The organism is Bradyrhizobium sp. S3.3.6 (assembly GCF_040546905.1).
Taxonomy (GTDB): domain Bacteria; phylum Pseudomonadota; class Alphaproteobacteria; order Rhizobiales; family Xanthobacteraceae; genus Bradyrhizobium; species Bradyrhizobium cytisi.
On record NZ_JBEPOT010000020.1, the window covers coordinates 1 to 22,759 of the forward strand.

Here is a 22,759-nt window from a genome sequence, read left to right on the forward strand (position 1 = left end):
CCGGCCATCTCGCCGATCTCGTCCTTGCGGCCGAGGCCCGGCAGCACGACGTCGAAATTGCCAGAAGCAAGCTCGCGCATCGCCTTGCACATCGCGATCATCGGCCGCGAGATGCCGGTGCCGAGCAGGAAGGCGAGGACCGCGCCGAGCAGCGTGCCGCCGATGGCCAGCATCAGCACCAGTTGCTCGGTCTTCCCGATGGTCGCTTCCGATTCCGAATCCAGCCGCTGCTGTTCGGCGACCAGATCCGCCTTCATGGCAGAGGCGCCCCGAAGGATCGCGCCCGCCGAGCCGCTCATCTCGGTGACGAGCTCGTCGACCATCCTGGCGTTGGCGATCAGCTTCTCAAGCGCTTCGCGATAGGCGACAAGAATGGTCTTGGCGTCCTTCAGGCCGGCGACGATCTTGTCGTCCATGGAATAGACCGCGCCGAGCGAGTTCTCGACGAATTTCAAGCGGGCCAGCGCACTGGTCGCGATCGCCTGGTCGGACGTCAGCACGAAATTGGTCGCCGCCGCGCTTGCGGTCTGAAACTGGGCGTTGACCTGCTTGGTGCCGAACTCGATCGCCTGCGCCTCGGAATCGGAGGCATTGTTGCCGATATCGTCGAGCTTGTACTTCAGCAGATTGGCTTGGCGCGAGAGCTGGTTCTGCACCAGCAGCGTGCTGTCGCGCTTGGCCTGGAGGACCTTGGCGAAGGTGGCGGAGAAATTCGAGAACTCCTTGGCGAGCTTGTCGAGACTGTCCTGCCGCGCCGGCGTCTTGGCGCTCTTGACGGCCTGGTCGATGGCACTCCTCAGGCTGGCCTCGGCGTCGAGCGCCGCCTTGGCATCATCCTCCTTGCCGGTGACGACGAAATATTTGACGGCCGAACGGTAGCCGAGCAGCTCGCGGTCGATATTGCGGGCGAGATCGGCCTCCGAGACGCTGCTGCGATAGGACCCGACGCCGGACGAGACCCGTTCGAAGCCGAAATAGGCAAAGGCCATGCTGCCGGCGGAGATCACCAGCACCGCGGCAAAGCCGAGGATGATCTTGGCGCGGAACCGGAGGGTCGGAAATATGCTGCGCTTGGATGGCGACGCGGTACGCCCGGACATTCCCAACCCCCATTTTCTATTCAGCCATCGTCCGGAGGCGCCCCGCCCCCAAGACCCGGATGCGCAAAACTAGGGCAGAATCGATAAAGGCCGGTAAATTCGTCACGTTGGCGCAATCAAAGGCCTATCGGCCAAAGGCCGACCGGACGGACCGGGGCGATCAAAATCCTAGTTGCCAAGCCTGGGGGCCGCGGTCTCTAATTAGAAACAATCAAAATCAATCCCGGGAGGTATGTTCCGTGTCTACAGTCAAACTGACGGTGAACGGCAAGGCCGTTGCTGTCGACGTCGAGGACCGCACGCTGCTGGTCCAGCTCCTGCGCGACCATCTCAACCTCACCGGAACCCATGTCGGCTGCGACACCAGCCAGTGCGGCGCCTGCGTCGTGCACATGGACGGCAAGGCGGTGAAGTCCTGCACCATGCTGGCGGGCCAGGCCGACGGCGCCAATGTCACCACCATCGAAGGCATCGCCAAGGGCGACGAGCTGCACCCGATGCAGGCCGCCTTCCGCGACAACCACGGCCTGCAGTGCGGCTATTGCACCCCGGGCATGATCATGTCGGCGATCGACATCGTGCACCGCCATGGTGGCCAGCTCGACGAGCCCACCGTCCGGCACGAGCTCGAAGGCAATATCTGCCGCTGCACCGGTTACCACAACATCGTCAAAGCCGTGCTGGATGCAGCCGGGCGCATGAAGGTCTCGCAGGCGGCCGAGTAGAGCGGCCCGCCTCGAAAAAAGAACCACCGCTGCGGCTTTCGAGGGAAAGCGCAGTCAAGATAATTCCGGTCGGGAGGACCAGACATGGGTGTTGAAGGCATCGGCGCGCGCGTCGTGCGCAAGGAAGACAAGCGTTTCATTACCGGCAAGGGCCGGTACGTCGACGACATCAAATTGCTGGGCATGACCCATGCCCATTTCATCCGCAGCCCGCACGCACACGCCAAGGTGAAGAACATCGACTCTTCCGCCGCGCTGAAGATGCCGGGCGTGGTCGCGGTCCTCACCGGACAGGAGCTGGTCGACGACAAGGTCGGCAACCTCATCTGCGGCTGGGCCATCACCTCCAAGGACGGCAGCCCGATGAAGATGGGGGCATGGCCGGCGATGGCGCCGGAGACGGTGCGCTTCGTCGGACAGGCCGTGGCGGTCGTCATCGCCGACACGAAGAATCTGGCGCGCGACGCGGCCGAGGCCGTGGTCGTGGATTATGAAGAGCTGCCGGCCGTCGCCGACATCCAGGCCGCGATCAAGTCCGGCGCACCGCAGCTTCACCCTGAGGCTCCCGGCAACCAGGTCTATGACTGGGTGATCGGCGACGAGGGCGCGACGGATGCCGCCTTCGCCAAGGCCGCCAACGTCGTCAAGCTCGACGTCACCAACAACCGCCTCGCCCCGAACGCGATGGAGCCGCGCGCGGCGATCGCCGATTACGATGCGGCGGAAGAGCACTTCACTCTCTATACGACCTCGCAGAACCCGCACGTCGCTCGCCTCGTGCTGTCGGCGTTCTACAACATTGCCCCCGAGCACAAGCTGCGCGTGATCGCCCCCGACGTCGGCGGCGGCTTCGGCTCGAAAATCTTCATCTACCCGGAAGAGATGGTGGCGTTGTGGGCCTCGAAGAAGGTCGGCCGTCCCGTGAAATGGACCGGCGACCGCACCGAAGCCTTCCTCACCGACGCGCATGGCCGCGACCATGTCACCCATGCCGAGATGGCGCTCGACGCCAACAACAAGATCATCGGCTTGAAGGTGAAGACCTACGCCAATTTCGGCGCGTATATGTCGCTGTTCTCGTCGTCGGTGCCGACCTATCTCTACGCGACGCTGCTGTCGGGCCAGTACAACATCCCGGCGATCCATGCCGAGGTGGTCGGGGTCTACACCAACACCACGCCGGTCGATGCCTATCGCGGCGCAGGCCGCCCCGAGGCGAGCTACCTGATCGAACGTCTCATGGAGACGGCGGCGCGGCAGCTCAAGGTCGATCCGGCCCAGTTGCGCCGCACCAACTTCATCACCCAGTTCCCGCACCAGACGCCTGTGATCATGGCCTATGACACCGGCGACTTTAATGCCTCGCTCGACGCCGCGATGAAGGCGATCGACTATGCCGGCTTCGCCGCCCGCAAGGCGCAAGCCAAGTCGCAAGGCAAGCTGCGCGGCATCGGCGTCTCCTGCTACATCGAGGCCTGCGGCATTGCACCGTCGAAGGCTGTCGGCAGCCTGGGCGCCGGCGTCGGTCTCTGGGAATCGGCCGAAGTGCGCGTCAACCCGGTCGGCACCATCGAGATCCTCACGGGCTCGCATAGCCACGGACAGGGGCACGAAACCACGTTCTGCCAGCCCGTCGCAGAGCGCTTGGGTGTTCCCATCAGCCAGGTCTCGATCGTCCATGGCGACACCGACAAGGTGCAGTTCGGCATGGGCACCTACGGCTCGCGGTCGGCGGCTGTCGGTCTCACTGCGATCCTGAAGGCGATGGAGAAGATGGAATCCAAGGCCAAGAAGATCGCAGCGCATGCGCTCGAAGCGTCGGAAGCCGACATCGTCATCGAGAACGGCGAGTTCAAGGTGACCGGTACCGACAAGGCGATTGCGCTGCCGATGGTTGCGCTCGCGGCCTACACCGCACACAATCTGCCTGACGGGATGGAGCCGGGCCTGAAGGAAAGCGCCTTCTACGACCCGACCAACTTCACCTTCCCGGCCGGCGCTTACATCTGCGAGCTCGAGGTCGATCCCGGCACGGGCAAGACCTCCTTCGTCAACTTCGTCGCGGCCGACGATTTCGGCCGGCTGATCAACCCGATGATCGTCGAGGGCCAGGTCCATGGCGGCCTTGCCCAGGGCATCGGACAAGCGCTGCTCGAGCACGCCATCTACGATGCCAACGGCCAGCCGGTCACGGCCTCGTTCATGGATTATTCCATGCCGCGCGCCGACGATCTGCCCTCGTTCAATCTCTCCCACACCACGACGCTGTGCCCGGGCAATCCCCTGGGCATCAAGGGTTGCGGTGAAGCCGGCGCGATCGGCGCCTCTGCGGCCGTGATCAATGCGATCACGGATGCGATCGGCAAGAACAACCTGGAAATGCCCGCAACCCCGGACCGGGTGTGGCGCACGATCCACGCGGCTTAAGAGGGAGCATCAAAGATGTATCAGACCACTTATCATCGCGCCTCCTCGGTCGACGAGGCCGCCGCTCTCTTCGCCAAGGGCAGTGAGGCGAAATTTCTCGCAGGCGGCCAGACGCTGCTGCCGGTGATGAAGCAGCGGCTCGCCAGCCCCTCCGACGTGATCGATCTCGGCAGGATCAAGGAGCTGATCGGCATCGAGGCCTCCGGCGACACGCTGAGCGTCAAGGCCGCCACGCCGCATTACGAGGTCGCGACCAGCGATGCTGTGAAGAAAGCGATACCCGCGCTCGCCTATCTCGCCTCGCTGATCGGCGACCCCGCCGTGCGCTACCGCGGCACGATCGGTGGCTCGCTCGCCAACAACGATCCGGCCGCGGATTATCCGGCCGCGACGCTGGCACTCGGCGCAACGATCAAGACCAACAAGCGCTCGATTGCGGCGGACGACTATTTCAAGGGCCTGTTCACGACAGCCCTTGAAGACGGCGAGATTATCACCGCCGTCTCGTTCCCGGTTCCTGCGAAAGCCGGTTATGCGAAATTCCCGCATCCAGCCTCGCGCTTTGCGCTGACCGCAGTCTTCGTCGCGCAAATGAAGTCGGGCGAGATCCGCGCCGCCGCGACCGGCGCTTCGCAGAGCGGCGTGATGCGGGTGCCTGCAATCGAGGCAGCGCTGAAGGCGAACTGGTCGCCGACAGCAATCGATGGCGTGAACATTTCGGCGAGCAATCTGCTGGCCGACATTCACGGCAGTGCAGAGTACCGCGCCAACCTCATCAAAGTGATGGCGCAGCGCGCCGTAACTGCCGCTGGCTGATAGCGCCTCAACACAAATCTTCTGCGGCGCGCAGCAATGCGCGCCGCTTTTATGATGCGCCCATGCGTGAAAAGCGCTTGCCTCGCTGGCGTGAAGGCGAGAAAAGTTAATCAGCCAATTAACTCGCCCCAGAGAGGAACGTCCGGCGCGGCTGCCGACCCACCGGCATCCGCCCGCGACCCGAGGAAACAACAACGTGCTCGACAAACCAGCCCAGAACACATCCGTCCGCACCTCAGGCCCGCTCGCGGGCTTCCGCGTCGTCGAATTCGCCGGCATCGGACCCGGCCCGTTCGCCTGCATGATGCTGGCCGACATGGGCGCCGATGTCGTCACGCTCGACCGCGTCGGCGCCAAGAAGAGCCTGAAGTCGGTGGCGGGCCGCGGTCGCAAGGTGATCGAGCTCGACCTCAAGGACAAGGAGTCGATCGCACAGGTGCTCGACCTGCTCGCCAGCGCCGACGCGCTGGTCGAAGGTTTTCGTCCCGGCGTGATGGAACGGCTGGGGCTCGGCCCCGATATCGTGCTCGCGCGCAATCCCAAACTCGTCTATGGCCGCATGACCGGTTGGGGTCAGGAAGGCCCGCTTGCGAATGCCGCCGGCCACGACATCAACTACATCTCGATTACCGGTGCGCTCGCCGCGATCGGACCTGAGGAAGCGCCGGTGCCGCCGCTCAACCTGGTCGGCGATTTCGGCGGCGGGGCGCTCTATCTGGTCGTCGGCGTGCTCGCCGCACTGCTGGAAGCCTCGAGGTCCGGCAAGGGCCAGGTGGTCGACGCCGCGATGTGCGACGGCGCGGCATCGCTGATGTCGTTCTTCTTCGACATGAAAACGCTCGGCCGCTGGACCGAAGGTCGCAACCGGAACTTCCTCGACGGCGGCGCCCACTTTTACGGCGTCTATGAATGCGCCTGCGGCCATTTCGTTTCGATCGGCTCGATCGAGCCGCAGTTCTACGCGCTGCTGCGCGAGCACGCAGGCCTGCTAGATGCCGATTTCGACGCGCAGATGGATCCCAAGGCCTGGCCCGCGCTGAAGGAGAAGCTGAAGGCCGTGTTCAAGAGCAAGACGCGCGAGGACTGGTGCAGGCTCATGGAAGGCACCGACATCTGCTTCGCGCCGGTGCTAACCATGTCGGAGGCGACGCAGCATCCGCACATGGTCGCGCGAAACGTGTTCGTCGAACGCCACGGCGTGAAGCAGCCCGCACCGGCGCCGCGCTTCTCGCGCACGCCGTCCGTGGTGCGCGAGCCGGAGGGTGCGGAGATCGCGGTGGTGATGCAGGCGTGGAAAGCGGCGAAGTAACCCCCCGTCGCACGATCCTGTAGGGTGGGCAAAGGCGCTCTTGCGCCGTGCCCACCATCTCTCCACGAATCCGGTAGAGGTGGTGGGCACGCTCACGCTTTGCCCACCCTACAGCAGCGCGGCTGACGGCTTACGCCGCATCCTCCACCTTCAGCACCCCGCGCCGGATCTGATCCTCCTCGATCGACTCGAACAGGGCCTTGAAATTGCCCTCGCCAAAGCCGTCGTCGCCCTTGCGCTCGATGAACTCGAAGAAGATCGGGCCGATCGCATTGGCCGAGAAGATCTGCAGCAGCACCTTGGTCTGGCCACCGTTGACCACGCCCTCGCCGTCGATGAGAATGCCGTTCTTCTGCAAGCGTGCGACGTCCTCGCCATGCTTGGGCAGGCGCGCATCGATGCGCTCGAAATAGGTCTCGGGCGGCGCCGGCATGAACGGCAGGCCTGCTTCGCGCAGGCCTTCGATGGTGCGGTAGATGTCGCGGCAGCCGCAAGCGATGTGCTGGATGCCTTCGCCGCGATAGATTTTCAGATACTCCTCGATCTGGCCGGAGTCGCCGGCGTCCTCGTTGATCGGAATCCGGATCTTGCCGTCCGGGCTGGTCAGCGCGCGCGAGAACAGGCCCGAGGCGCGGCCCTCGATGTCGAAGAAGCGGATCTGACGGAAGTTGAACAACTTTTCATAGAAGCCGGTCCAGACATCCATACGGCCGCGATGGACGTTGTGGGTGAGGTGATCGAGATAGAACAGGCTCGCACCGACCGGCCGCGGATCGCGTGCGCCCAGCCACTCGAACTCGGCATCATAGGCCGAGCCGTTGGCACCGTAGCGGTCGACGAAATAGAGCAGGCTGCCGCCGATGCCCTTGATCGCGGGCACGTTGAGCGTCTTCTGCGCGGACGGCACATCGGCTGGCTCCGCACCGAGCGCAATCGCCCGGTCATACGCGACCTTCGCATCGACCACGCGGAACGCCATCGACGGCGCGCAGGGGCCGTGTGCGGCGACGAACTCGTAACCGTGGGTGCCGGGCTCCTCGTTGACGAGATAGTTGATGTCGCCCTGGCGATAGATCGTGATTGTCTTGGTCTTGTGCCGCGCGACGGGCGCATAGCCCATCAGCTTGAACAGGTCATGCAGTTCTTGCGGATTGGGATGCGCATATTCGACGAACTCGAAGCCGTCGGTGCCCATCGGATTGTCGGCGGTGATCGTGGCCGGCGGTGCATCGTGCGGAAACGGACCCATGCTGCTCTCCCAATCTGCTGCTGGGATGAACTATCCTTCACGGGACGCGCAATGAGCGTGCAAATTGAACGCGTTTTGGCTATCGTACGCACGATCCGTGCACAAAATGGACAAATGACGCATGATTCCGCTGGATGCCTTCGACCTCAAGATCCTGGACGCACTCCAGGATGACGGCCGCCTCACCAACCAGGAGCTTGCCGAGCAAGCCGGCCTCTCGGCTTCGCAATGCTCGCGCCGGCGAATGCGGCTGGAGGAAGAGAAGATTATCGCCGGCTATCACGCCGACCTCTCCAGCGAGGCGCTAGGCTTCGGCGTGATCGCCTTCATCCAGGTGGGACTTGCGACCCACTCGCCGGACAATTCAAAACGCTTCCGGGCGCTGGTCAACCGCATCGACGAGATCCAGGAGGCCTATTCGCTCACGGGCGACGCCGACTATGTGCTGAAAGCCGTGCTGCGCGATCTCAAGGGGCTCTCCAACCTCGTCAACGACGTGCTGATGCCGCACCAGAGCGTGGCGCATGTGCGCTCCTCGATCGTGCTGGACCGGCTGAAGGAAAGCTCCAAGCTGCCGCTGAAAGATTTGAAGGCTGGCTGAAATCGAGGGAACTACGCCATTCGCGCCGCGCGCGCGATCTGCGATGATCCCGGCCAGCTCTCGGAGATTGACCCATGGCGCTCCAGCTTCGACCGAACTGCGAATATTGCGATCGCGACCTGCCGCCTGATGCAACGGATGCGCGGATCTGCTCCTATGAATGCACGTTCTGTGCGGATTGCGTGGAGACAAAGCTCTCCAACGTCTGCCCGAACTGCGGCGGCGGCTTTGCCCCGCGCCCGATCAGGCCGACGCAGGAGTGGCGCCCGGGCGTATGCACGAGCAAGCAGGCTCCGTCCGACAAGCGGGTGCATTTGAAGTACAGCGTGGAGGACGTCGCCGCGCATTGCGCAAGGGTCAAGGACGTGGCGCCGGAGAAGCGGTGAGCTCTCTCCACGTCATTGCGAGGAGCTCGCGACAAAATTGCGAAGCAATTTTGCGCTGATGCGACGAAGCAATCCAGACTGCCGCTGCGGAGAGATTCTGGATTGCTTCGCTGCGCTCGCAATGACGGAGTTTGTCGCGATAACGGAATTCACTCCGCCGGCAGAATCGTCCCCTCGACCTCACCAAAACCCACACGATAGCCGTTGCCCTGGCACCAACCGCGCATCACCAGGCTGTCGCCGTCTTCCAGGAACGAGCGTTTGACGCCGCCGGGCAATTCCACTGGCTCGGTGCCGTTCCAGCTGATCTCCAGCAAGCTGCCGCGCTGGTTCTTCTCAGGGCCGGAAATGGTGCCGCTGCCGAGGAGATCGCCGACATTCATCGCGCAGCCAGAGGAGGCGTGATGCATCAGCTGCTGCACCGAGGACCAGTACATATACTTGAAGTTGGTCCGGCTGATGCCGGCAGGCGCATTGGCGCCGGCGCCATGCAAGGAGACGTCGAGCTCCAGATCGTAATTCTGCGGCTTTGCCTGCTTGAGATAATCGAGCGGCTCCGGCTCCTGCGTCGGCCCCTTCAGGCGGAACGGCTCCAGTGCTTCGCGCGTCACCACCCACGGGCTGATCGAGGTCGCGAACGCTTTCGCCAGGAACGGGCCGAGCGGCACATATTCCCATTGCTGGATGTCGCGCGCGCTCCAGTCGTTGAGCAGCACGAAGCCGAAGATCATCTCTTCGGCCTGTTGCTCGGTGAGCATACCGCCCATGGCTGAGGGCTGGCCGACCACGACGCCCATCTCCAGCTCGAAATCGAGCCGCTTGCACGGGCCAAAACTCGGCACTTCCGCATTCGGCGGCTTCAACTGCCCGCGCGGCCGCTTCACCTTGGTGCCCGAGACCACGACGGTGGACGCGCGGCCGTTATAGCCGATCGGCATGTGCAGCCAGTTCGGCTGCAGCGCATTATCCTTGCCGCGGAACATCACGCCGACATTGGTGGCGTGCTCTTTCGACGAATAGAAGTCGGTATAGCCGGAGACCGCGAACGGCAGATGCAGTATCACCTCGCGCATCGGCACCAGCGCCTGCTTGCGCAGCTCCTCATTGTCGCGCAGCTCCGGATGATCGTGGCGCAGCAGCTCGCTGATGCGCGCCCGCGTCCCGGTCCAGACTTTTGGCCCGAGCGCCATGAAGGGATTGAGCGAAGGGCCGGAGAACACGCCGAGCGGACCGACATCGAGCCGCGAGTCCTGCTCGAGCTCCCAGAGATCGAGCACATAGTTGCCGATCGCAACGCCACCGCGCGGCGTCGGATTACGCGCGGTCGAGAACACGCCATAGGGCAGGTTCTGGATCGGGAAGTCGGAGGCGGGGTCGACCTCGATGAAGGAACGGAGGCTGGGATCGTTGGGGTGGGGCACATGGATCTCCGGACTTGAGACCGTCATGGCCGGGCTTGTCCCGGCCATCCACGATCTTTCCTCTGCGCATCAAGACGTGGATGCCCGGGACAAGCCCGGGCATGACGGCGACATAGTTGGACGGTCACGGCCGGTTCGGATCGAACCGCTTCTCCAGGCCCTTCCAGCAATCCGCGTAATCGTCCTGCAGCGTCGACGCATTCGCGGCATGCGCTGTCACGCGCTGCGGGTAGCGGGTCTCGAACATGAAGGCCATGGTGCCCGTGAGCTTGACCGGCTCCAGCTCGCCATTGCTGGCGTGCTCGAAGGCGTCGCGATCGGGGCCGTGCGGTAGCATGCAATTGTGCAGGCTGATGCCGCCTGGGACGAAGCCCTGCGGCTTGGCGTCGTAGACGCCGTAGATCAGACCCATGAACTCGCTCATGATGTTCATGTGATACCAGGGCGGACGGAAGGTGTTTTCTGCGACCAGCCAGCGCTCGGGGAAGATGACGAAGTCGATATTCGCGGTGCCCGCGGTCTCCGAGGGCGACGTCAGCACCGTGAAGATCGAGGGATCGGGGTGGTCGAAACCAATCGCGCCGACCGGCGAGAAGGTGCGCAGATCGTATTTGTAGGGCGCGTAATTGCCGTGCCAGGCGACGACGTCGATCGGCGAATGGGCGAGCTGCGTCTTGAACAGCGAGCCGCCCCATTTCACGAACAGCTCTGTCGGCCTGTCCATGTCCTCATAGTGCGCGACCGGCGTCAGGAAGTCCCGCGCGTTCGCAAGACAGTTGGCGCCGATCGGCCCGCGCTCCGGCAGCGTGAAGGCGCCGCCATAGTTTTCGCAGAGATAGCCGCGCGCCGGACCATTTGGAATCTCGACACGGAATTTCACGCCGCGCGGGATCACGACGATCTCGCCGGGCTCAGCGTCGATGCGGCCGAATTCCGTGACGACGCGAAGATTGCCCTGCTGGAGCACGAACATCAACTCGCCGTCGGCATTGTAGAAATGCTGGTCCACCATCGACTTGGTGATGAGATAGACATGCGCGGCCATGCCGGCCTGCGTATTGACGTCACCGGCGGTCGTCATGGTCTGCACGCCCTGGAGGAAGGTCATGTCCTCCTTCGGCAGCGGCGCCGGATCCCAGCGCAGTTGCGCGATCGGCAAATCGTTCTCGTGGCACGGCGCCGAGCGCCACAGACCGGCATCGGCCTTCTCGAAGCGGCCGGAGTGCTTCACCGAGGGGCGGATGCGATAGAGCCAGGAGCGCTCGTTGGTGCCGCGCGGCGCGGTGAAGGGCGAGCCCGAGAGCTGTTCGGCATAGAGGCCGTAGGCGCAACGCTGCGGCGAGTTGCGCCCGATCGGCAGCGCGCCAGGCAGCGCTTCGGTCTCAAAACTGTTGCCGAATCCGGACATGTAGCCCGGCGTCACCTGCGCCGAGCTGCGGATGATCTGATCGGGTGAGGTATTGACGTTCATGACTATCCTCCTCCTTGCAGGGCCGCCCACATTTCCTGGTCTCGCTTGTCGGTCCAGATCACGGGGTCGTCGATTCCCGATGCTTCGTCATAGGCGCGCGACACATTGAATGGCAGGCAGTGCTCGTAGATGGCAAAACTGTGAAATTTCGGGTCCATCACTTCGCGCGTCGCGGCCATCGATTCCTTCAGCGTGCGCCCCTTGGCGACCGAGACTTCGGCCGCGCCATAGAGCGAGGTGACGAAGTCGCGTGTCATGGCGATGGCCTCGCGCACGGTGGCTGTGCCCTTGAGCGCATCGCCGCGGCCCGGCGCGATCGCCTTGGGATTGAAATTGCGGATCTCGTTCAGCGTCAGCGGCCATTCGCGCAGATGCGCATCACCGCAATAGCAGGCCGAGTGATATTCGATGAGATCGCCGGAGAACATCACCTCGGCATCCGGCACCCAGGCGACGATGTCGCCGGAGGTGTGGCCGGCACCGAGCTGCATCAGCCGCACCTCGCGCTTGCCGAGATAGATCGACATCTCGCCTTCGAAGGTCAGCGTCGGCCAGGTCAGGCCGGGAATGCTTTGGGCATCCTGGAACAGGCGGGGAAAACGGCCATACTCGGAATCCCAATCCTGCTGACCACGTTCCTCGATCAGACGATAAGTCTCCTGCGAGGCGACGATTCCCTGCGCCTTGTAGGCGGAGGCGCCGAGCACGCGCACGGCGTGATAATGCGACAGCACGACATATTTGATCGGCTTGTCGGTGACGGTGCGCACACGCTCGATCACCTTGTTGGCCATTGCGGGCGTCGACTGCGCGTCGAACACGAGGCAGCCGTCGTCGCCGACGATGATCGCCGTGTTCGGATCGCCTTCGGCGGTGAACGCGTAGAGATCGGCGCCGATCTCGGAGAAGGTGATCTTCTTCTCGGAGAGATCGCCGGTGGATGCGAAATTCTTCGCCATCAGTTCATCCTCAAGTCTTGGGTTACTGTTGCTGCTGTTGTTGCTGCTGGCCGTCGATCATGCGGCGTTTCGCCAGCACGAGCGCTTCCCGCAGCACGTCGATATCGCCGATATGGTTGGCGAGGATCAGCACCAGCGCCGCGTCGAAATCCGCGCTCTGCTCGTCGGTGAGGCCGCGATGAGCCTCGACGATGGCGCGAAAGGCATCGTCGGGCCGCGCAAAATTGGAGCTGGTGGAAAGCGGCATATCAACCTCAATTCAGACCTGCTGCTCGCGATAGCGCGGCCGTGATCGCCTCACGCGTCGGATGGCGGAAGCGCGCTGCGACGTAGCCGTCGGGCCTGAGCAGATAAGCGGAGCCCGGCTCGGCATCATAGCGCTTGGCGACGAGGCCCGAGGGATCGGCAAGTCCGCTCTCGCCGCCGATAAGAATATCCTTCACGCCATCGGGTGCATCAATCGCTGCGCCATTGCTGAACGACAGCAAAGTGAAATCAGTTCCATCCTGGCGGAACGCATCGGTCAGATAGGCTTGGCCCGCCACAGGGGCGTCGAGCATGGAACAGCCGGGCCGCGGGCCAGCATCCCACGCGTCGGCATCGGGTGACGACAGCGGCGAGTCATAGCTGCATGGCACCGACAGCCGGCCGCCATTGACCATGCGCTTGCCGAACTCGGTTTCCTTGGCGAGCGACAGCACCGCCTGGCGCAGCCGGGCTTCCTGATGCGAGTTCGGCGCCATGAAATCGGTCGAGCGGGTGGATTCGCGGATATTCTCGTCGGCAGCCCCGCTGCGCTCGACATGGTAGCTTTCGAGCAGGCTTGCGGGCGAGGTGCCGCGCAGCACGCGGTCGAGCTTCCAGGACAGGTTTTCGGCGTCCTCGAGTCCCGAGTTCGCCCCACGCGCGCCGAAGGGCGAGACCTGGTGTGCGGAATCGCCCGCAAAAATCACGCGGCCGTGGATGAAGCGATCCATGCGTCGGCACTGGAATTTGTAGAGCGAGATCCACTCGAACTCGAACTTGTCGTGGCCGAGCATCCGCGCGAGCCGTGGCCGCACGTTCTCAGGCTTCTTCTCGACGACGGGATCGGCATCACGGCTGAGCTGGAGATCGATGCGCCAGACATCGTCGGGCTGCCGGTGCAGCAACGCCGAACGTCCGGCATGAAACGGCGGATCGAACCAGAACCAGCGCTCCGTCGGAAACTCCGCCGTCATCTTGACGTCGGCGATCAGGAACTGATCCTCGAACACCTGTCCGGCGAACTCGGCGCCGACCATCTGCCGCAGCGAGGACCGCGCACCGTCGCAGGCGACGACATATTGCCCATGCAGGCGATAGGCGCCTTCGGGCGTCTCGATCGTCAGCGCAACGGAATCGTTGCGTTGCTCGACCGCCGTCACCTTGTTGCGCCAGCGCAGGTCGATCCCTGGCAGATCGCCGATGCGATCGACCAGATAGGCCTCGGCGTAATATTGCTGGAGATTGATGAAGGCCGGCCGCTTGTGGCCGTCCTCGGGCAGCAGGTTGAACTGATAGAGCTGAGACTCGCCGTGAAAGATGCGGCCGACGCTCCACACGACGCCCTTGTCGACCATGCGGTCGGCAACGCCGAGCCGGTCCCAATATTCCAGCGAGCGCTTCGAGAAGCAGATCGCGCGCGAGCCCTCGCCGATGCGGTCGGCATCATCCAGAAGGACGACGCGCTGGCCGCGCTGGGCGAGATCGATCGCCAGCGACAGCCCGACGGGCCCTGCGCCGACGACCACGACCGGATGCTCGGCCGGATTTTGGCCGGGGCGGTCCTGGTCGGAGTGGCGGCGATAGCCGAACTGGGTTTTGGCCTGATGCGTATTGGCGCCTGCCATACACTAACCTCGGCTCTGGTCAGGAGAGGACTGATCTGCTAGATAGTCTCACGTGCAACTATTTTGGACCGGAGCCGGCCGGCCGTCAACTGGAATTCGGAGCGCTCTTCTTGGCGAGGACATCCAGCGACATCGCGTTGAAGACACGGCAAACCGACGAGGCTTCATCGCGGCCCAAGGCGCGACCCAAGTCGCGTCTCGATCTGTTCAGATTCGTGCCGTTCCGCCTCAACCGGCTGGCAGCGGAGGTCAGTTCCGCGCTCGCGGTCGAATATCAGGAACGTCACGGCCTCGACATTCCGGCCTGGCGCGTGATGGCCACGCTCGGCTTCCGCAACGATGCCTGTAGCGCGCAGTACATCTCCCAATGCACCCGCACGCACAAATCCACCATCAGCCGCGCGGTGACGGCGCTGCTGCATGACGACCTGATCGAGCGGGTCGAGAACGAAGCCGACCGCCGCGAATTCCGCCTGCAGCTGACGAAGAAGGGCCGCGCGCTTTACGAGGAGCTGTTCCCGCAATTGCTGCTGCGGGAAGACGAGATCCTCGCCTGCCTCTCCGCACAGGAACGCAAGCAGCTCTCCACGCTGCTCGGCAAGATCGAGGATAGCCTCGACCTGATCCAGACCAGCGAAGAGGCCGACGCCAAGCAGGCGTATTAATCACTTCGCAAACGACCGCGTCGGCGGCAAATGCAGCGCCCAGGCGTCGACCTTGTCGCTCGCTCGCGGATAGATCTCAGTCACGATCGGATCGTGGCCGGGAATATAGCGGTCGGGATGGCCGGCGAGACGTTCGATCGTCTCCCAGCCCACGGCCATGTCGCCGACATTGTAGACGATCGGGAACGGGCTACGGCGCTGCAGATTGGCGTAGTAATGCGCAGCGTCGGACGCCAGCACCACCGGACCGCGCGCGGTCTCGGCCTTGACCACCTGCAAGCCGTCGGAATGGCCGCCGACACGGTGCACGGTGACACCAGGCGCGACCTCGCCGTCGCCGGAATAGAAATGGACGCGCTCGCGATAGACATGGCGCACCATCTGGGTGACGTGCTCGACCGAGAATGGATGTCGCAGCAGTCCGTTGCACATGCAGCGGCCGGTGGCGTAAGCCATCTCGCGCTCCTGGAGATGGAAGCGCGCGTTCGGGAAGCGGTCGAGATTGCCGGCGTGATCGTAATGCAGATGCGTCACGATAATGTCGCGAATGCCCGACGCGGAGACGCCAAAACGCTCCAGCGCATCGACCGGATTGAGCGTCAGCTTGCGCGCGCGCGAGGTCGCCTCCTCGGCATTGAAGCCGGTATCGACCAGAATATCGCGGCCCTGCCCTCGGATCAGCCAAACGAAGTAGTCGAGATCCTGCGCGGCGCTGTCATGCGGGTCGGGCGCCAGAAAATTCATGCTGGGGGTGCGCGGCGACATGGTCGCATAACGCAGAGCATAGATCTCGTAGGCGTTTCCCATGACTTTGATCCTGGCTTTTGCTTTTTCTGAATGGACCTGCCGCGCACCAAGCCATTGCCCGCAGCAAAGGTCAAACGTCTGCGGCGGACGCAGGGCGCAATGTGAGACCAATCACATTTTGGTCGCGAGTACCGGCCTAACGTGACAGCAGGAACCCTGAACGAGAATGCGTCGAGTAGAGCCGTGACCGCCGACTTATTCCCTTCGCCGCCGGCCCGTACATCGCGGTCAATTGTCGCGATAGTGCCGAATCTCCAAGCGGTTGACGCCCCGACTCCCCGGTTTGATAATGCACATTGCGTAAGTTAAGGTCGCCGCGGCGCAAGCTGGTAACGGCGCCTTTTTGGCTGGACCGCGCTGATTATGAAAATTCGCCTGCTTTTTCTTCTGCCATTGCTTGTCTCGCTCATCCCGACCGCCCCGTCGCACGCGGCCGGCGACCGCTACGCGCTGGTCATCGGCAATGCCAAATATCCGGACGCGGACACTCCGCTGAAGGAGCCGATCAACGACAGCCGCGATGTCGCCGACGAGCTCAAGCGCGACGGCTTTTCGGTCGAGGTCGGCGAAAACCTGACCGGCGATGGCATGCGCCGCGCCTTCGACAAGCTCTATGGCAAGATCAAGCCGGGCTCGGTGGCGCTGATCTTCTACAGCGGGTTCGGCATCCAGTCGGCACGCCAGAGCTACATGATCCCGGTCGACGCACAGATCTGGACCGAGTCCGACGTCCGTCGCGACGGTTTCAGCATCGAAGCGATCCTGGGCGAGCTCAACACCCGTGGCGCCGGCGTCAAGATCGCGCTGATCGATGCCAGCAGGCGCAACCCGTTCGAACGGCGGTTCCGCAGCTTTTCGGCGGGTCTGACCCCGGTCATCGCGCCGAACGGCACGCTGGTGATGTATTCGGCGGCGCTGGCGTCCGTGGTGTCGGACGCCGGAGGCGACCACAGTCTCTTTGTTCAGGAACTGCTCAAGGAAATCCGCGTCCCCGACCTGATGGCGGAGGAGACGCTGAACCGTACCAAGATGGGCGTTACCCGCGCCTCGCGCGGCGAGCAGGTGCCGTGGATCTCGTCCTCGCTCGCCGAGGATTTCTCGTTCATTCCGGGGGCCGCGGGATCGCGCCCGACAGCGGCGACCCCGCCACCGGCGCCTCCCGCACCGCCGCCGGCTGCGGTCGCCAACAACCCGCCTCCGGCTCCGCCCGCCCCGCCAGCACCACCTGTGGCTGCGAACAATCCGCCGGCGCCGCCTGCATCTCCGTCACCGCCGCCGGCACCGAAGCCGCAGGTTGAGGCCGCGCTGCCTCCGCCGCAAGCGCCGGTCAAACCGGCCGAGCCAGCTCCGGCGCCGAACGCGGATGGCGGGCCGAGCGCGGCCGTGCTGGCTGAGGATCCCACCATCAAGGGCCTGACGGCCAAGATCGCCACCAATCCGGACGACGTGAATGCGCTGTACCGGCGCGGCCAGGTCTATGCCAGCAAAGGGGCCTACAGCCTCGCCATCAGGGATTTTGACGACACGCTCCGGATCAATGCGAAGGACGTCGAGGCGCTGAACAACCGCTGCTGGACCCGTGCCGTGGTCGGCGACCTCCAGGCCGCGCTGAAGGATTGCAACGAGGCGCTGCGGCTACGGCCGAATTTCGTCGATGCGCTGGACAGCCGGGGGCTGGTGAACCTCAAATCCGGAGCGGTGAAGAATGCCATCGCCGATTTCGACGCCGCACTGAAGATCAACCCGCGGCTGACCTCCTCACTCTTTGGACGGGGGATCGCCAAGCAGCGCAACGGCTCGGCCCAGGAAGGCGCGCTCGACCTCGCCAATGCCAAGGCGATGGATCCGAACATCGTGCAGGAATTCGCAAGTTACGGAGTGCGTTGATATTTTTTGATTTGAGGCCAGCGGCGCCTCGAACCCGTGGCGGCCCGGCAAAGACTAACCGAACGGACGCCGCAGGCGGCCTTGCCGTGGGGGCCATTTGCAGGAATTTTGGAACCGCGCGGGCTCGCGCTGGAGGGACTGGCAATGAGATTGGCTGCAAAGGGACTGACCGCAATCCTCTCCGTCATTACCATCGGCGCCGCGCTGTCGCTGACACTCCCGCCCGCCTTCGCCGGCGACGACGGCAACAGCAAGAACGTTACCGAGGACGAGATCGTCCGCGCGCTGGCGCCGCCGCCGAAGAAGCCCCTGACCCGCGGCCTCTCGATTGCCCCGCAGGCCGATCCGGCGCCGAACCCGGCGGAAACCAAGCTGATCCAGTCCGTCCGCGGCCGCGCCACGCGCTCGCTGTCATCGACCGAGCGTGAGGAAATCGCCTCCGCCGCCAAGGACAAGCCGAATATCGATCTCGAAATCACCTTCGACTACAACTCGGCCGACATCAGCACCAAGTCGCTGCCTTCGGTGCAGGCGCTGGGCCGCGCGCTGACCAGCCCCGACCTGAAGGGCTCGACCTTCGTGGTCGCCGGCCACACCGACGCCGCCGGCGGCGAGGGCTACAATCAGGAGCTGTCGGAACGCCGCGCGGATTCGATCAAGCGCTACCTTGTCGAGAAGTACAGCATCGCAGCAGCCGACCTCGTCACCGTCGGCTACGGCAAGAGCAAGCTGAAGGACCCGAGCCAGCCGATGGCCGAGGTGAACCGCCGCGTGCAGGTCGTGAACATGGAAAACAAGACTACCGCATCGAAGTGACCACGACGTAATCCGTTGAAGTGACAAGTCGTGATGTGGTGTAACGTCTTGCTCCCGGCGCGCGTCCCGCAGCCCTGCGGGACGCCGCTTCGTTTAAGGGAAACGTTCCCAGCAACCCCGAGCCAGGCCAGGATGATCCGGCGATGAACATCTCCGAATATATCAAGCCTGCGGGAACCGTGGCGTTTATCGTTGCGCTCGGCGTCGGCTATTACTGGTTCGAGCATCGGCATCGCCCCGAGGCGAAGGAGACGCCGGGCGAGGCGCTCGTCATCGTGACGAAGTCGACCAATGCCTGCTTCTCCGATCTGGTACGCGTCACCGGCTTCTTCGTGCCGAGGCGCGAGGCCGTGGTCATGGCCGACCAGGAAGGATCGAAGGTCACCGACCTCTTCGTCACTGAAGGCGCTGTCGTCACCGACAACCAGGAGCTGGCACGCCTGACAGCGCCGCCGCAGATCCCGGGCCAGCCGCAAAGGCCGGGCCCGCAGGGTCCGATCTCGCTGAAGGCGCCCGCGCCAGGTCTCATCACGGAAGTGCGGACCATTGTCGGCGCGCCGGCCTCGCCTCAGGCGGGACCGATGTTCCGCATCGCCGTGAACAACGAGATCGAGCTGGATGCACAGGTTCCGGCCGTGCACATGCCAAAACTCAGCCCCGGTGCGACGGTGCGGATCAGCCGGGACGACGCCGCCGATCTGATCGGCCGGGTCCGGCTGGTTGCCCCCGAGATCGACCGCGCCACGCAGCTCGGCCGCGTCCGCATCAGCGTCACCAACAATCCGTCGCTGAAGGTCGGCGTGTTTGCCCGTGCCTCGATCGACGCCAAGCGAAGCTGCGGCGTCGCGGTTCCCAAGACGGCGATCGACCATCTCACCGTGCAGGTGGTCAAAGGCAACACCATCGAGACACGCCGGGTGCGCGTCGGGCTAACATCCGACAGCCAAACCGAAATCCTTGAAGGGGTCGACGTCGGCGAAATCGTCGTGGCCGATGCCGGCTCTTCGCTCCATGACGGCGACCAGATCAAGACCATGTTCGCCGATGAACTCGATCGCACGCGGGTACGCTGATGGCTCTCAATATCTCGGCATGGTCGATCCGCAATCCGCTGCCGTCGGTGGTCTTCTCGATCATCCTGCTGATCCTCGGCTGGACGTCCTTCACCAAGCTCGCGATCACGCGACTGCCCTCTGCCGACATTCCCGTGATCTCGGTCGCGGTGGCGCAGTTCGGCGCCGCGCCCGCGGAGCTCGAATCCCAGGTCACCAAGACGGTTGAAGACGCCGTCTCCGGCGTCGAGGGCGTGCGGCACATCACCTCCTCGATCACCGACGGCGTGTCGGTCACCACCATCCAGTTCGCGCTTGAGACCAATACCGACCGCGCACTCAATGACGTCAAGGACGCGGTGACGCGCGTGCGCTCGAACCTGCCGCAGAACGTCACCGAGCCGCTGATCCAGCGCGTCGACGTGATCGGCCTGCCGATCGTCACCTATGCCGCGATCTCGCCCGGCAAGACGCCCGAGCAGCTCTCCTATTTCGTCGACGACGTGGTCAAGCGCGCGCTACAAGGCGTGCGCGGCGTCGCCCAGGTCGAGCGCATCGGCGGCGTCGAGCGCGAGATCCTGGTCTCGCTCGATCCCGATCGCCTGCAGGCGATGGGGCTGACCGCCGTCAATGTCAGCCAGAGCCTGCGCGGTACCAATGTCGACGTCGCCGGCGGCCGCGCCGAAATCGGCAAGAACGACCAGGCGATCCGGACCCTGGCCGGCGCCAAGACGCTCAGCGACCTTGCCGGCACCATGGTCCCGCTGTTCGGCGGCGGCGAGGTCCGGCTGGACGATCTCGGCACCGTCACCGACACCATCGCCGACCGCCGCACCTTCGCCCGCTTCAACGGCGAGCCGGTGGTCGCGCTCGGCATCAAGCGTTCCAAGGGTGCTAGCGACGTGAAGGTCGCCGAAGCCGTGCAGAAGCGCATTGACGCGCTCAAGGCGGCCTATCCCGATGTCGACCTCAAGTTGATCGACACCTCCGTCGAATACACCAACGGCAACTACGAGGCGGCGATCTCGACCCTGTTCGAGGGCGCCATCCTCGCCGTGGTCATCGTGCTGTTGTTCCTGCGCGACCTGCGCGCCACCATCATTGCCGCGGTCTCGCTGCCGCTGTCGATCTTCCCAGCGTTCTGGGCGATGGACATCCTCGGCTTCTCCCTCAACCTCGTCAGCTTCCTCGCCATCACGCTATCGACAGGTATTCTGGTCGACGATGCCATCGTCGAGATCGAGAACATCGTACGGCACATGAACATGGGCAAATCGCCCTATCGAGCAGCACTGGAAGCCGCCGACGAGATCGGCCTCGCCGTGATCGCGATCTCGCTGACCATCATCGCGATCTTCGCGCCCGCGAGCTTCATGTCGGGCATCGCCGGACAGTTCTTCAAGCAGTTCGGCATCACGGTCTCGGTACAGGTGTTCTTCTCGCTGCTCGCGGCGCGCTTCGTGACGCCCATGCTGGCGGCCTACTTCCTCAAGCATGGCAATCATGAAGAGCCGCCGCCCGGCCGCATCCTGCGGACCTATCACGGCCTCGTATCGTGGTCGGTGAAGCACTATTTCATCACGGTGCTGATCGGCTTCGGCATCTTCGCGGCCTCGATCTGGAGCATCACGCTGCTGCCGCAGGGCTTCCTGCCGGCGCAGGACAGCGCCCGCTCGCTGCTCGCCCTCGAACTGCCGCCGGGCACGCAGCTCGCCTACACCGAAAAGGTCACCGAGGACATCGTCGCACGCCTGCGCAAGCGGGCCGAGGTGAAGAGCATCTTCGTCGACGGCGGGCGCGTCCCGCCGGGCACCCAGGAAGTCCGGCGCGCTGCGCTGATCATCAATTACACGCCCAAGAACGACCGCAACATCACCCAGCGCGAGCTTGAATTCTCGATCAGCCAGGAGCTGGAGAACGTTCCCGATATCCGTTTCTGGTTCCTGGACGAGAACGGCCTGCGCGCAATCTCGCTGGTCGTGACCGGCGTCGATGCCAACATCGTCAACAACGTCGCCAGCGAGCTCGCGACGCAAATGAAGCGGATTCCGACCATCGCCAACGTGATCTCGGAGACCTCGCTGGAGCGTCCCGAACTGCGTATCGAGCCGCGCGCCGATCTCGCCGCACGGCTCGGCGTCTCGACCGAAAGCCTGTCGCAGACCATCCGTGTCGCGACCATTGGCGACGTCGGCCCGGCGCTTGCCAAGTTCGACGTCGGCGACCGCCTGGTCCCGATCCGGGTGCAGCTCGAGGACGCCGCGCGCGGCAATCTCAAGACATTGGAGCAGCTGCGCGTGCCGCTCGGCGAGCACGGCGAGAAGGGTGGCGTTCCGCTCTCGGTCATCGCCGACGTCAAGCTCGACCAGGGTCCGACCAGCATCAACCGCTACGACCGCGAGCGACAGGCCACCGTCGCCGCCGACCTCGTCGGCTCAGCGGCGCTCGGCGATGCCACCAAGAAGATCTACGACCTGCCTGTCATGAAGAGCCTCCCGAAGGGCGTGAAGGTCTCACCCTCCGGCGACGCCGAAAGCCTCAACGAGCTGTCCGACGGCTTTGCCACCGCGATCACGGCCGGCCTGATGATGGTCTATGCGGTGCTGGTGCTGCTGTTCGGCACCTTCCTGCAGCCGATCACCATCCTGTTCTCGCTACCGCTCTCGATCGGCGGCGCGATTGCGGCACTGCTCGTCACCGGCAAGCAGCTCACCACGCCGGTGTGGATCGGCATCCTGATGCTGATGGGCATCGTCACCAAGAACGCGATCATGCTGGTGGAGTTCGCGATCGAGGCGATCCGCGACGGCAAGCCGCGCGACGAGGCGATGATCGACGCCGGCATGAAGCGCGCCCGCCCGATCGTGATGACCACGATCGCGATGGCCGCCGGCATGATGCCGAGCGCGCTCGCGGTCGGCGCCGGCGGCGAGTTCCGCTCACCGATGGCGCTCGCGGTGATCGGCGGCCTGATCTTCTCCACCATCCTGTCGCTGGTGTTCGTGCCCGCGATGTTCATGGTGATGGACGATCTCGGCGCCCTGATCTGGCGCTTCGGCAAGCGGCTGATCGTGCACAGCGAGGACGCGGAGACCGTCGATCATCATGCGGTCCCGCCCTCCGGCGCGGCGCCCGGAGAGGCGGCATCGGCACCGAAGGGCGTCGTGCATCCTGCGGCGGAGTGAGATTGAACGGGA

19 protein-coding genes are annotated in these 22,759 nt (G+C 64.2%); 11 read left to right on the forward strand and 8 right to left on the reverse strand.

All coding sequences use genetic code 11. The features are described 5' to 3' along the window. Nucleotides 1–1,100 (reverse strand): HAMP domain-containing protein (locus ABID59_RS35650; RefSeq protein ID WP_354086453.1); only part of this gene is annotated, 1,100 nt, incomplete at its 3' end. Nucleotides 1,101–1,339: 239 nt separating this feature from the next. Between ABID59_RS35650 and ABID59_RS35655 the strand changes: the two genes are divergently transcribed. From ABID59_RS35655 to ABID59_RS35670, 4 genes are all read left to right on the forward strand, one after another. Then, complete coding sequence (locus ABID59_RS35655; protein ID WP_354036244.1) at nt 1,340–1,825, forward strand: (2Fe-2S)-binding protein; 486 nt, start codon at nt 1,340–1,342, stop codon at nt 1,823–1,825. An 84-nt stretch (nt 1,826–1,909) separates the two neighbouring features. Next, the gene (locus tag ABID59_RS35660) at nt 1,910–4,252 is read left to right on the forward strand and encodes a xanthine dehydrogenase family protein molybdopterin-binding subunit (RefSeq protein WP_354086454.1); all 2,343 of its coding nucleotides are present in this window, start codon (nt 1,910–1,912) and stop codon (nt 4,250–4,252) included. Nucleotides 4,253–4,267: 15 nt separating this feature from the next. After that, the gene (locus ABID59_RS35665; protein ID WP_148755855.1) at nt 4,268–5,068 is read left to right on the forward strand and encodes an FAD binding domain-containing protein; all 801 of its coding nucleotides are present in this window, start codon (nt 4,268–4,270) and stop codon (nt 5,066–5,068) included. Nucleotides 5,069–5,264: 196 nt separating this feature from the next. Next, the gene (locus ABID59_RS35670; protein WP_354086455.1) at nt 5,265–6,377 is read left to right on the forward strand and encodes a CaiB/BaiF CoA transferase family protein; all 1,113 of its coding nucleotides are present in this window, start codon (nt 5,265–5,267) and stop codon (nt 6,375–6,377) included. Nucleotides 6,378–6,507: 130 nt separating this feature from the next. On the opposite strand, the gene hppD is transcribed toward ABID59_RS35670, so the two are convergent. Next, nucleotides 6,508–7,626 (reverse strand): 4-hydroxyphenylpyruvate dioxygenase, encoded by a 1,119-nt coding sequence (gene hppD / locus ABID59_RS35675; RefSeq protein WP_354086456.1) that lies wholly within the window; start codon nt 7,624–7,626, stop codon nt 6,508–6,510. 121 nt (nt 7,627–7,747) lie between these two features. Between hppD and ABID59_RS35680 the strand changes: the two genes are divergently transcribed. After that, nucleotides 7,748–8,227: an Lrp/AsnC family transcriptional regulator gene (locus ABID59_RS35680; protein ID WP_354086457.1), complete on the forward strand. Its 480-nt coding sequence runs from the start codon at nt 7,748–7,750 to the stop codon at nt 8,225–8,227. A 74-nt stretch (nt 8,228–8,301) separates the two neighbouring features. Then, a complete protein-coding gene (locus ABID59_RS35685) occupies nt 8,302–8,613 on the forward strand; it encodes a DUF1272 domain-containing protein (protein WP_027563549.1) in 312 nt (103 codons plus the stop codon). A 149-nt stretch (nt 8,614–8,762) separates the two neighbouring features. Here the strand turns inward: ABID59_RS35685 and fahA are convergent, their stop codons facing one another. From fahA to ABID59_RS35710, 5 genes are all read right to left on the reverse strand, one after another. Continuing rightward, a complete protein-coding gene (gene fahA, locus ABID59_RS35690) occupies nt 8,763–10,034 on the reverse strand; it encodes a fumarylacetoacetase (protein WP_354086489.1) in 1,272 nt (423 codons plus the stop codon). 124 nt (nt 10,035–10,158) lie between these two features. After that, the gene (hmgA, locus tag ABID59_RS35695) at nt 10,159–11,505 is read right to left on the reverse strand and encodes a homogentisate 1,2-dioxygenase (RefSeq protein WP_187435408.1); all 1,347 of its coding nucleotides are present in this window, start codon (nt 11,503–11,505) and stop codon (nt 10,159–10,161) included. 2 nt (nt 11,506–11,507) lie between these two features. Next, the gene (locus ABID59_RS35700; protein ID WP_148755862.1) at nt 11,508–12,464 is read right to left on the reverse strand and encodes an MBL fold metallo-hydrolase; all 957 of its coding nucleotides are present in this window, start codon (nt 12,462–12,464) and stop codon (nt 11,508–11,510) included. A gap of 22 nt (nt 12,465–12,486) precedes the next feature. Next, nucleotides 12,487–12,711 carry a DUF2783 domain-containing protein gene (locus ABID59_RS35705; protein ID WP_008137646.1) on the reverse strand — a complete coding sequence of 75 codons (225 nt, stop codon included), beginning with the start codon at nt 12,709–12,711 and terminating at the stop codon, nt 12,487–12,489. A 7-nt stretch (nt 12,712–12,718) separates the two neighbouring features. Then, nucleotides 12,719–14,335 (reverse strand): FAD-dependent oxidoreductase, encoded by a 1,617-nt coding sequence (locus tag ABID59_RS35710; protein ID WP_354086458.1) that lies wholly within the window; start codon nt 14,333–14,335, stop codon nt 12,719–12,721. Nucleotides 14,336–14,445: 110 nt separating this feature from the next. Here ABID59_RS35710 and ABID59_RS35715 point away from each other — a divergent pair, with 110 nt between their 5' ends. Continuing rightward, the gene (locus tag ABID59_RS35715) at nt 14,446–15,000 is read left to right on the forward strand and encodes a MarR family winged helix-turn-helix transcriptional regulator (protein WP_354086459.1); all 555 of its coding nucleotides are present in this window, start codon (nt 14,446–14,448) and stop codon (nt 14,998–15,000) included. On the opposite strand, the gene ABID59_RS35720 is transcribed toward ABID59_RS35715, so the two are convergent. Continuing rightward, nucleotides 15,001–15,807, reverse strand: a complete 807-nt coding sequence (locus ABID59_RS35720) for an N-acyl homoserine lactonase family protein (RefSeq protein ID WP_354086460.1) — start codon at nt 15,805–15,807, stop codon at nt 15,001–15,003. A gap of 363 nt (nt 15,808–16,170) precedes the next feature. On the opposite strand from ABID59_RS35720, the gene ABID59_RS35725 reads away from it, so the two are divergent. The 4 genes from ABID59_RS35725 to ABID59_RS35740 all read left to right on the forward strand — a co-directional run bounded on the left by ABID59_RS35725 (nt 16,171) and on the right by ABID59_RS35740 (nt 22,747). Continuing rightward, a complete protein-coding gene (locus tag ABID59_RS35725) occupies nt 16,171–17,694 on the forward strand; it encodes a caspase family protein (RefSeq protein WP_354086461.1) in 1,524 nt (507 codons plus the stop codon). A 144-nt stretch (nt 17,695–17,838) separates the two neighbouring features. Continuing rightward, nucleotides 17,839–18,510 (forward strand): OmpA family protein, encoded by a 672-nt coding sequence (locus ABID59_RS35730; RefSeq protein WP_187435409.1) that lies wholly within the window; start codon nt 17,839–17,841, stop codon nt 18,508–18,510. A 143-nt stretch (nt 18,511–18,653) separates the two neighbouring features. Next, nucleotides 18,654–19,583 carry an efflux RND transporter periplasmic adaptor subunit gene (locus ABID59_RS35735; RefSeq protein ID WP_354036258.1) on the forward strand — a complete coding sequence of 310 codons (930 nt, stop codon included), beginning with the start codon at nt 18,654–18,656 and terminating at the stop codon, nt 19,581–19,583. Next, a complete protein-coding gene (locus ABID59_RS35740) occupies nt 19,583–22,747 on the forward strand; it encodes an efflux RND transporter permease subunit (protein ID WP_148755870.1) in 3,165 nt (1,054 codons plus the stop codon). The genes ABID59_RS35735 and ABID59_RS35740 overlap by 1 nt, the downstream gene beginning before the upstream one ends. The last annotated feature ends 12 nt before the right edge of the window (nt 22,748–22,759 follow it).

Excerpts from the sequence above, each read along its gene's own strand:
- ABID59_RS35660 (WP_354086454.1), top strand. The coding sequence starts at position 1,910 with ATGGGTGTTGAAGGCATCGGCGCGCGCGTCGTGCGCAAGGAAGACAAG.
- ABID59_RS35665 (WP_148755855.1), top strand. The coding sequence starts at position 4,268 with ATGTATCAGACCACTTATCATCGCGCCTCCTCGGTCGACGAGGCCGCC.
- hppD (WP_354086456.1), bottom strand. The coding sequence starts at position 7,626 with ATGGGTCCGTTTCCGCACGATGCACCGCCGGCCACGATCACCGCCGAC.
- ABID59_RS35680 (WP_354086457.1), top strand. The coding sequence starts at position 7,748 with ATGATTCCGCTGGATGCCTTCGACCTCAAGATCCTGGACGCACTCCAG.
- ABID59_RS35685 (WP_027563549.1), top strand. The coding sequence starts at position 8,302 with ATGGCGCTCCAGCTTCGACCGAACTGCGAATATTGCGATCGCGACCTG.
- hmgA (WP_187435408.1), bottom strand. The coding sequence starts at position 11,505 with ATGAACGTCAATACCTCACCCGATCAGATCATCCGCAGCTCGGCGCAG.
- ABID59_RS35700 (WP_148755862.1), bottom strand. The coding sequence starts at position 12,464 with ATGGCGAAGAATTTCGCATCCACCGGCGATCTCTCCGAGAAGAAGATC.
- ABID59_RS35705 (WP_008137646.1), bottom strand. The coding sequence starts at position 12,711 with ATGCCGCTTTCCACCAGCTCCAATTTTGCGCGGCCCGACGATGCCTTT.
- ABID59_RS35710 (WP_354086458.1), bottom strand. The coding sequence starts at position 14,335 with ATGGCAGGCGCCAATACGCATCAGGCCAAAACCCAGTTCGGCTATCGC.
- ABID59_RS35720 (WP_354086460.1), bottom strand. The coding sequence starts at position 15,807 with ATGGGAAACGCCTACGAGATCTATGCTCTGCGTTATGCGACCATGTCG.
- ABID59_RS35725 (WP_354086461.1), top strand. The coding sequence starts at position 16,171 with ATGAAAATTCGCCTGCTTTTTCTTCTGCCATTGCTTGTCTCGCTCATC.
- ABID59_RS35730 (WP_187435409.1), top strand. The coding sequence starts at position 17,839 with ATGAGATTGGCTGCAAAGGGACTGACCGCAATCCTCTCCGTCATTACC.
- ABID59_RS35735 (WP_354036258.1), top strand. The coding sequence starts at position 18,654 with ATGAACATCTCCGAATATATCAAGCCTGCGGGAACCGTGGCGTTTATC.
- ABID59_RS35740 (WP_148755870.1), top strand. The coding sequence starts at position 19,583 with ATGGCTCTCAATATCTCGGCATGGTCGATCCGCAATCCGCTGCCGTCG.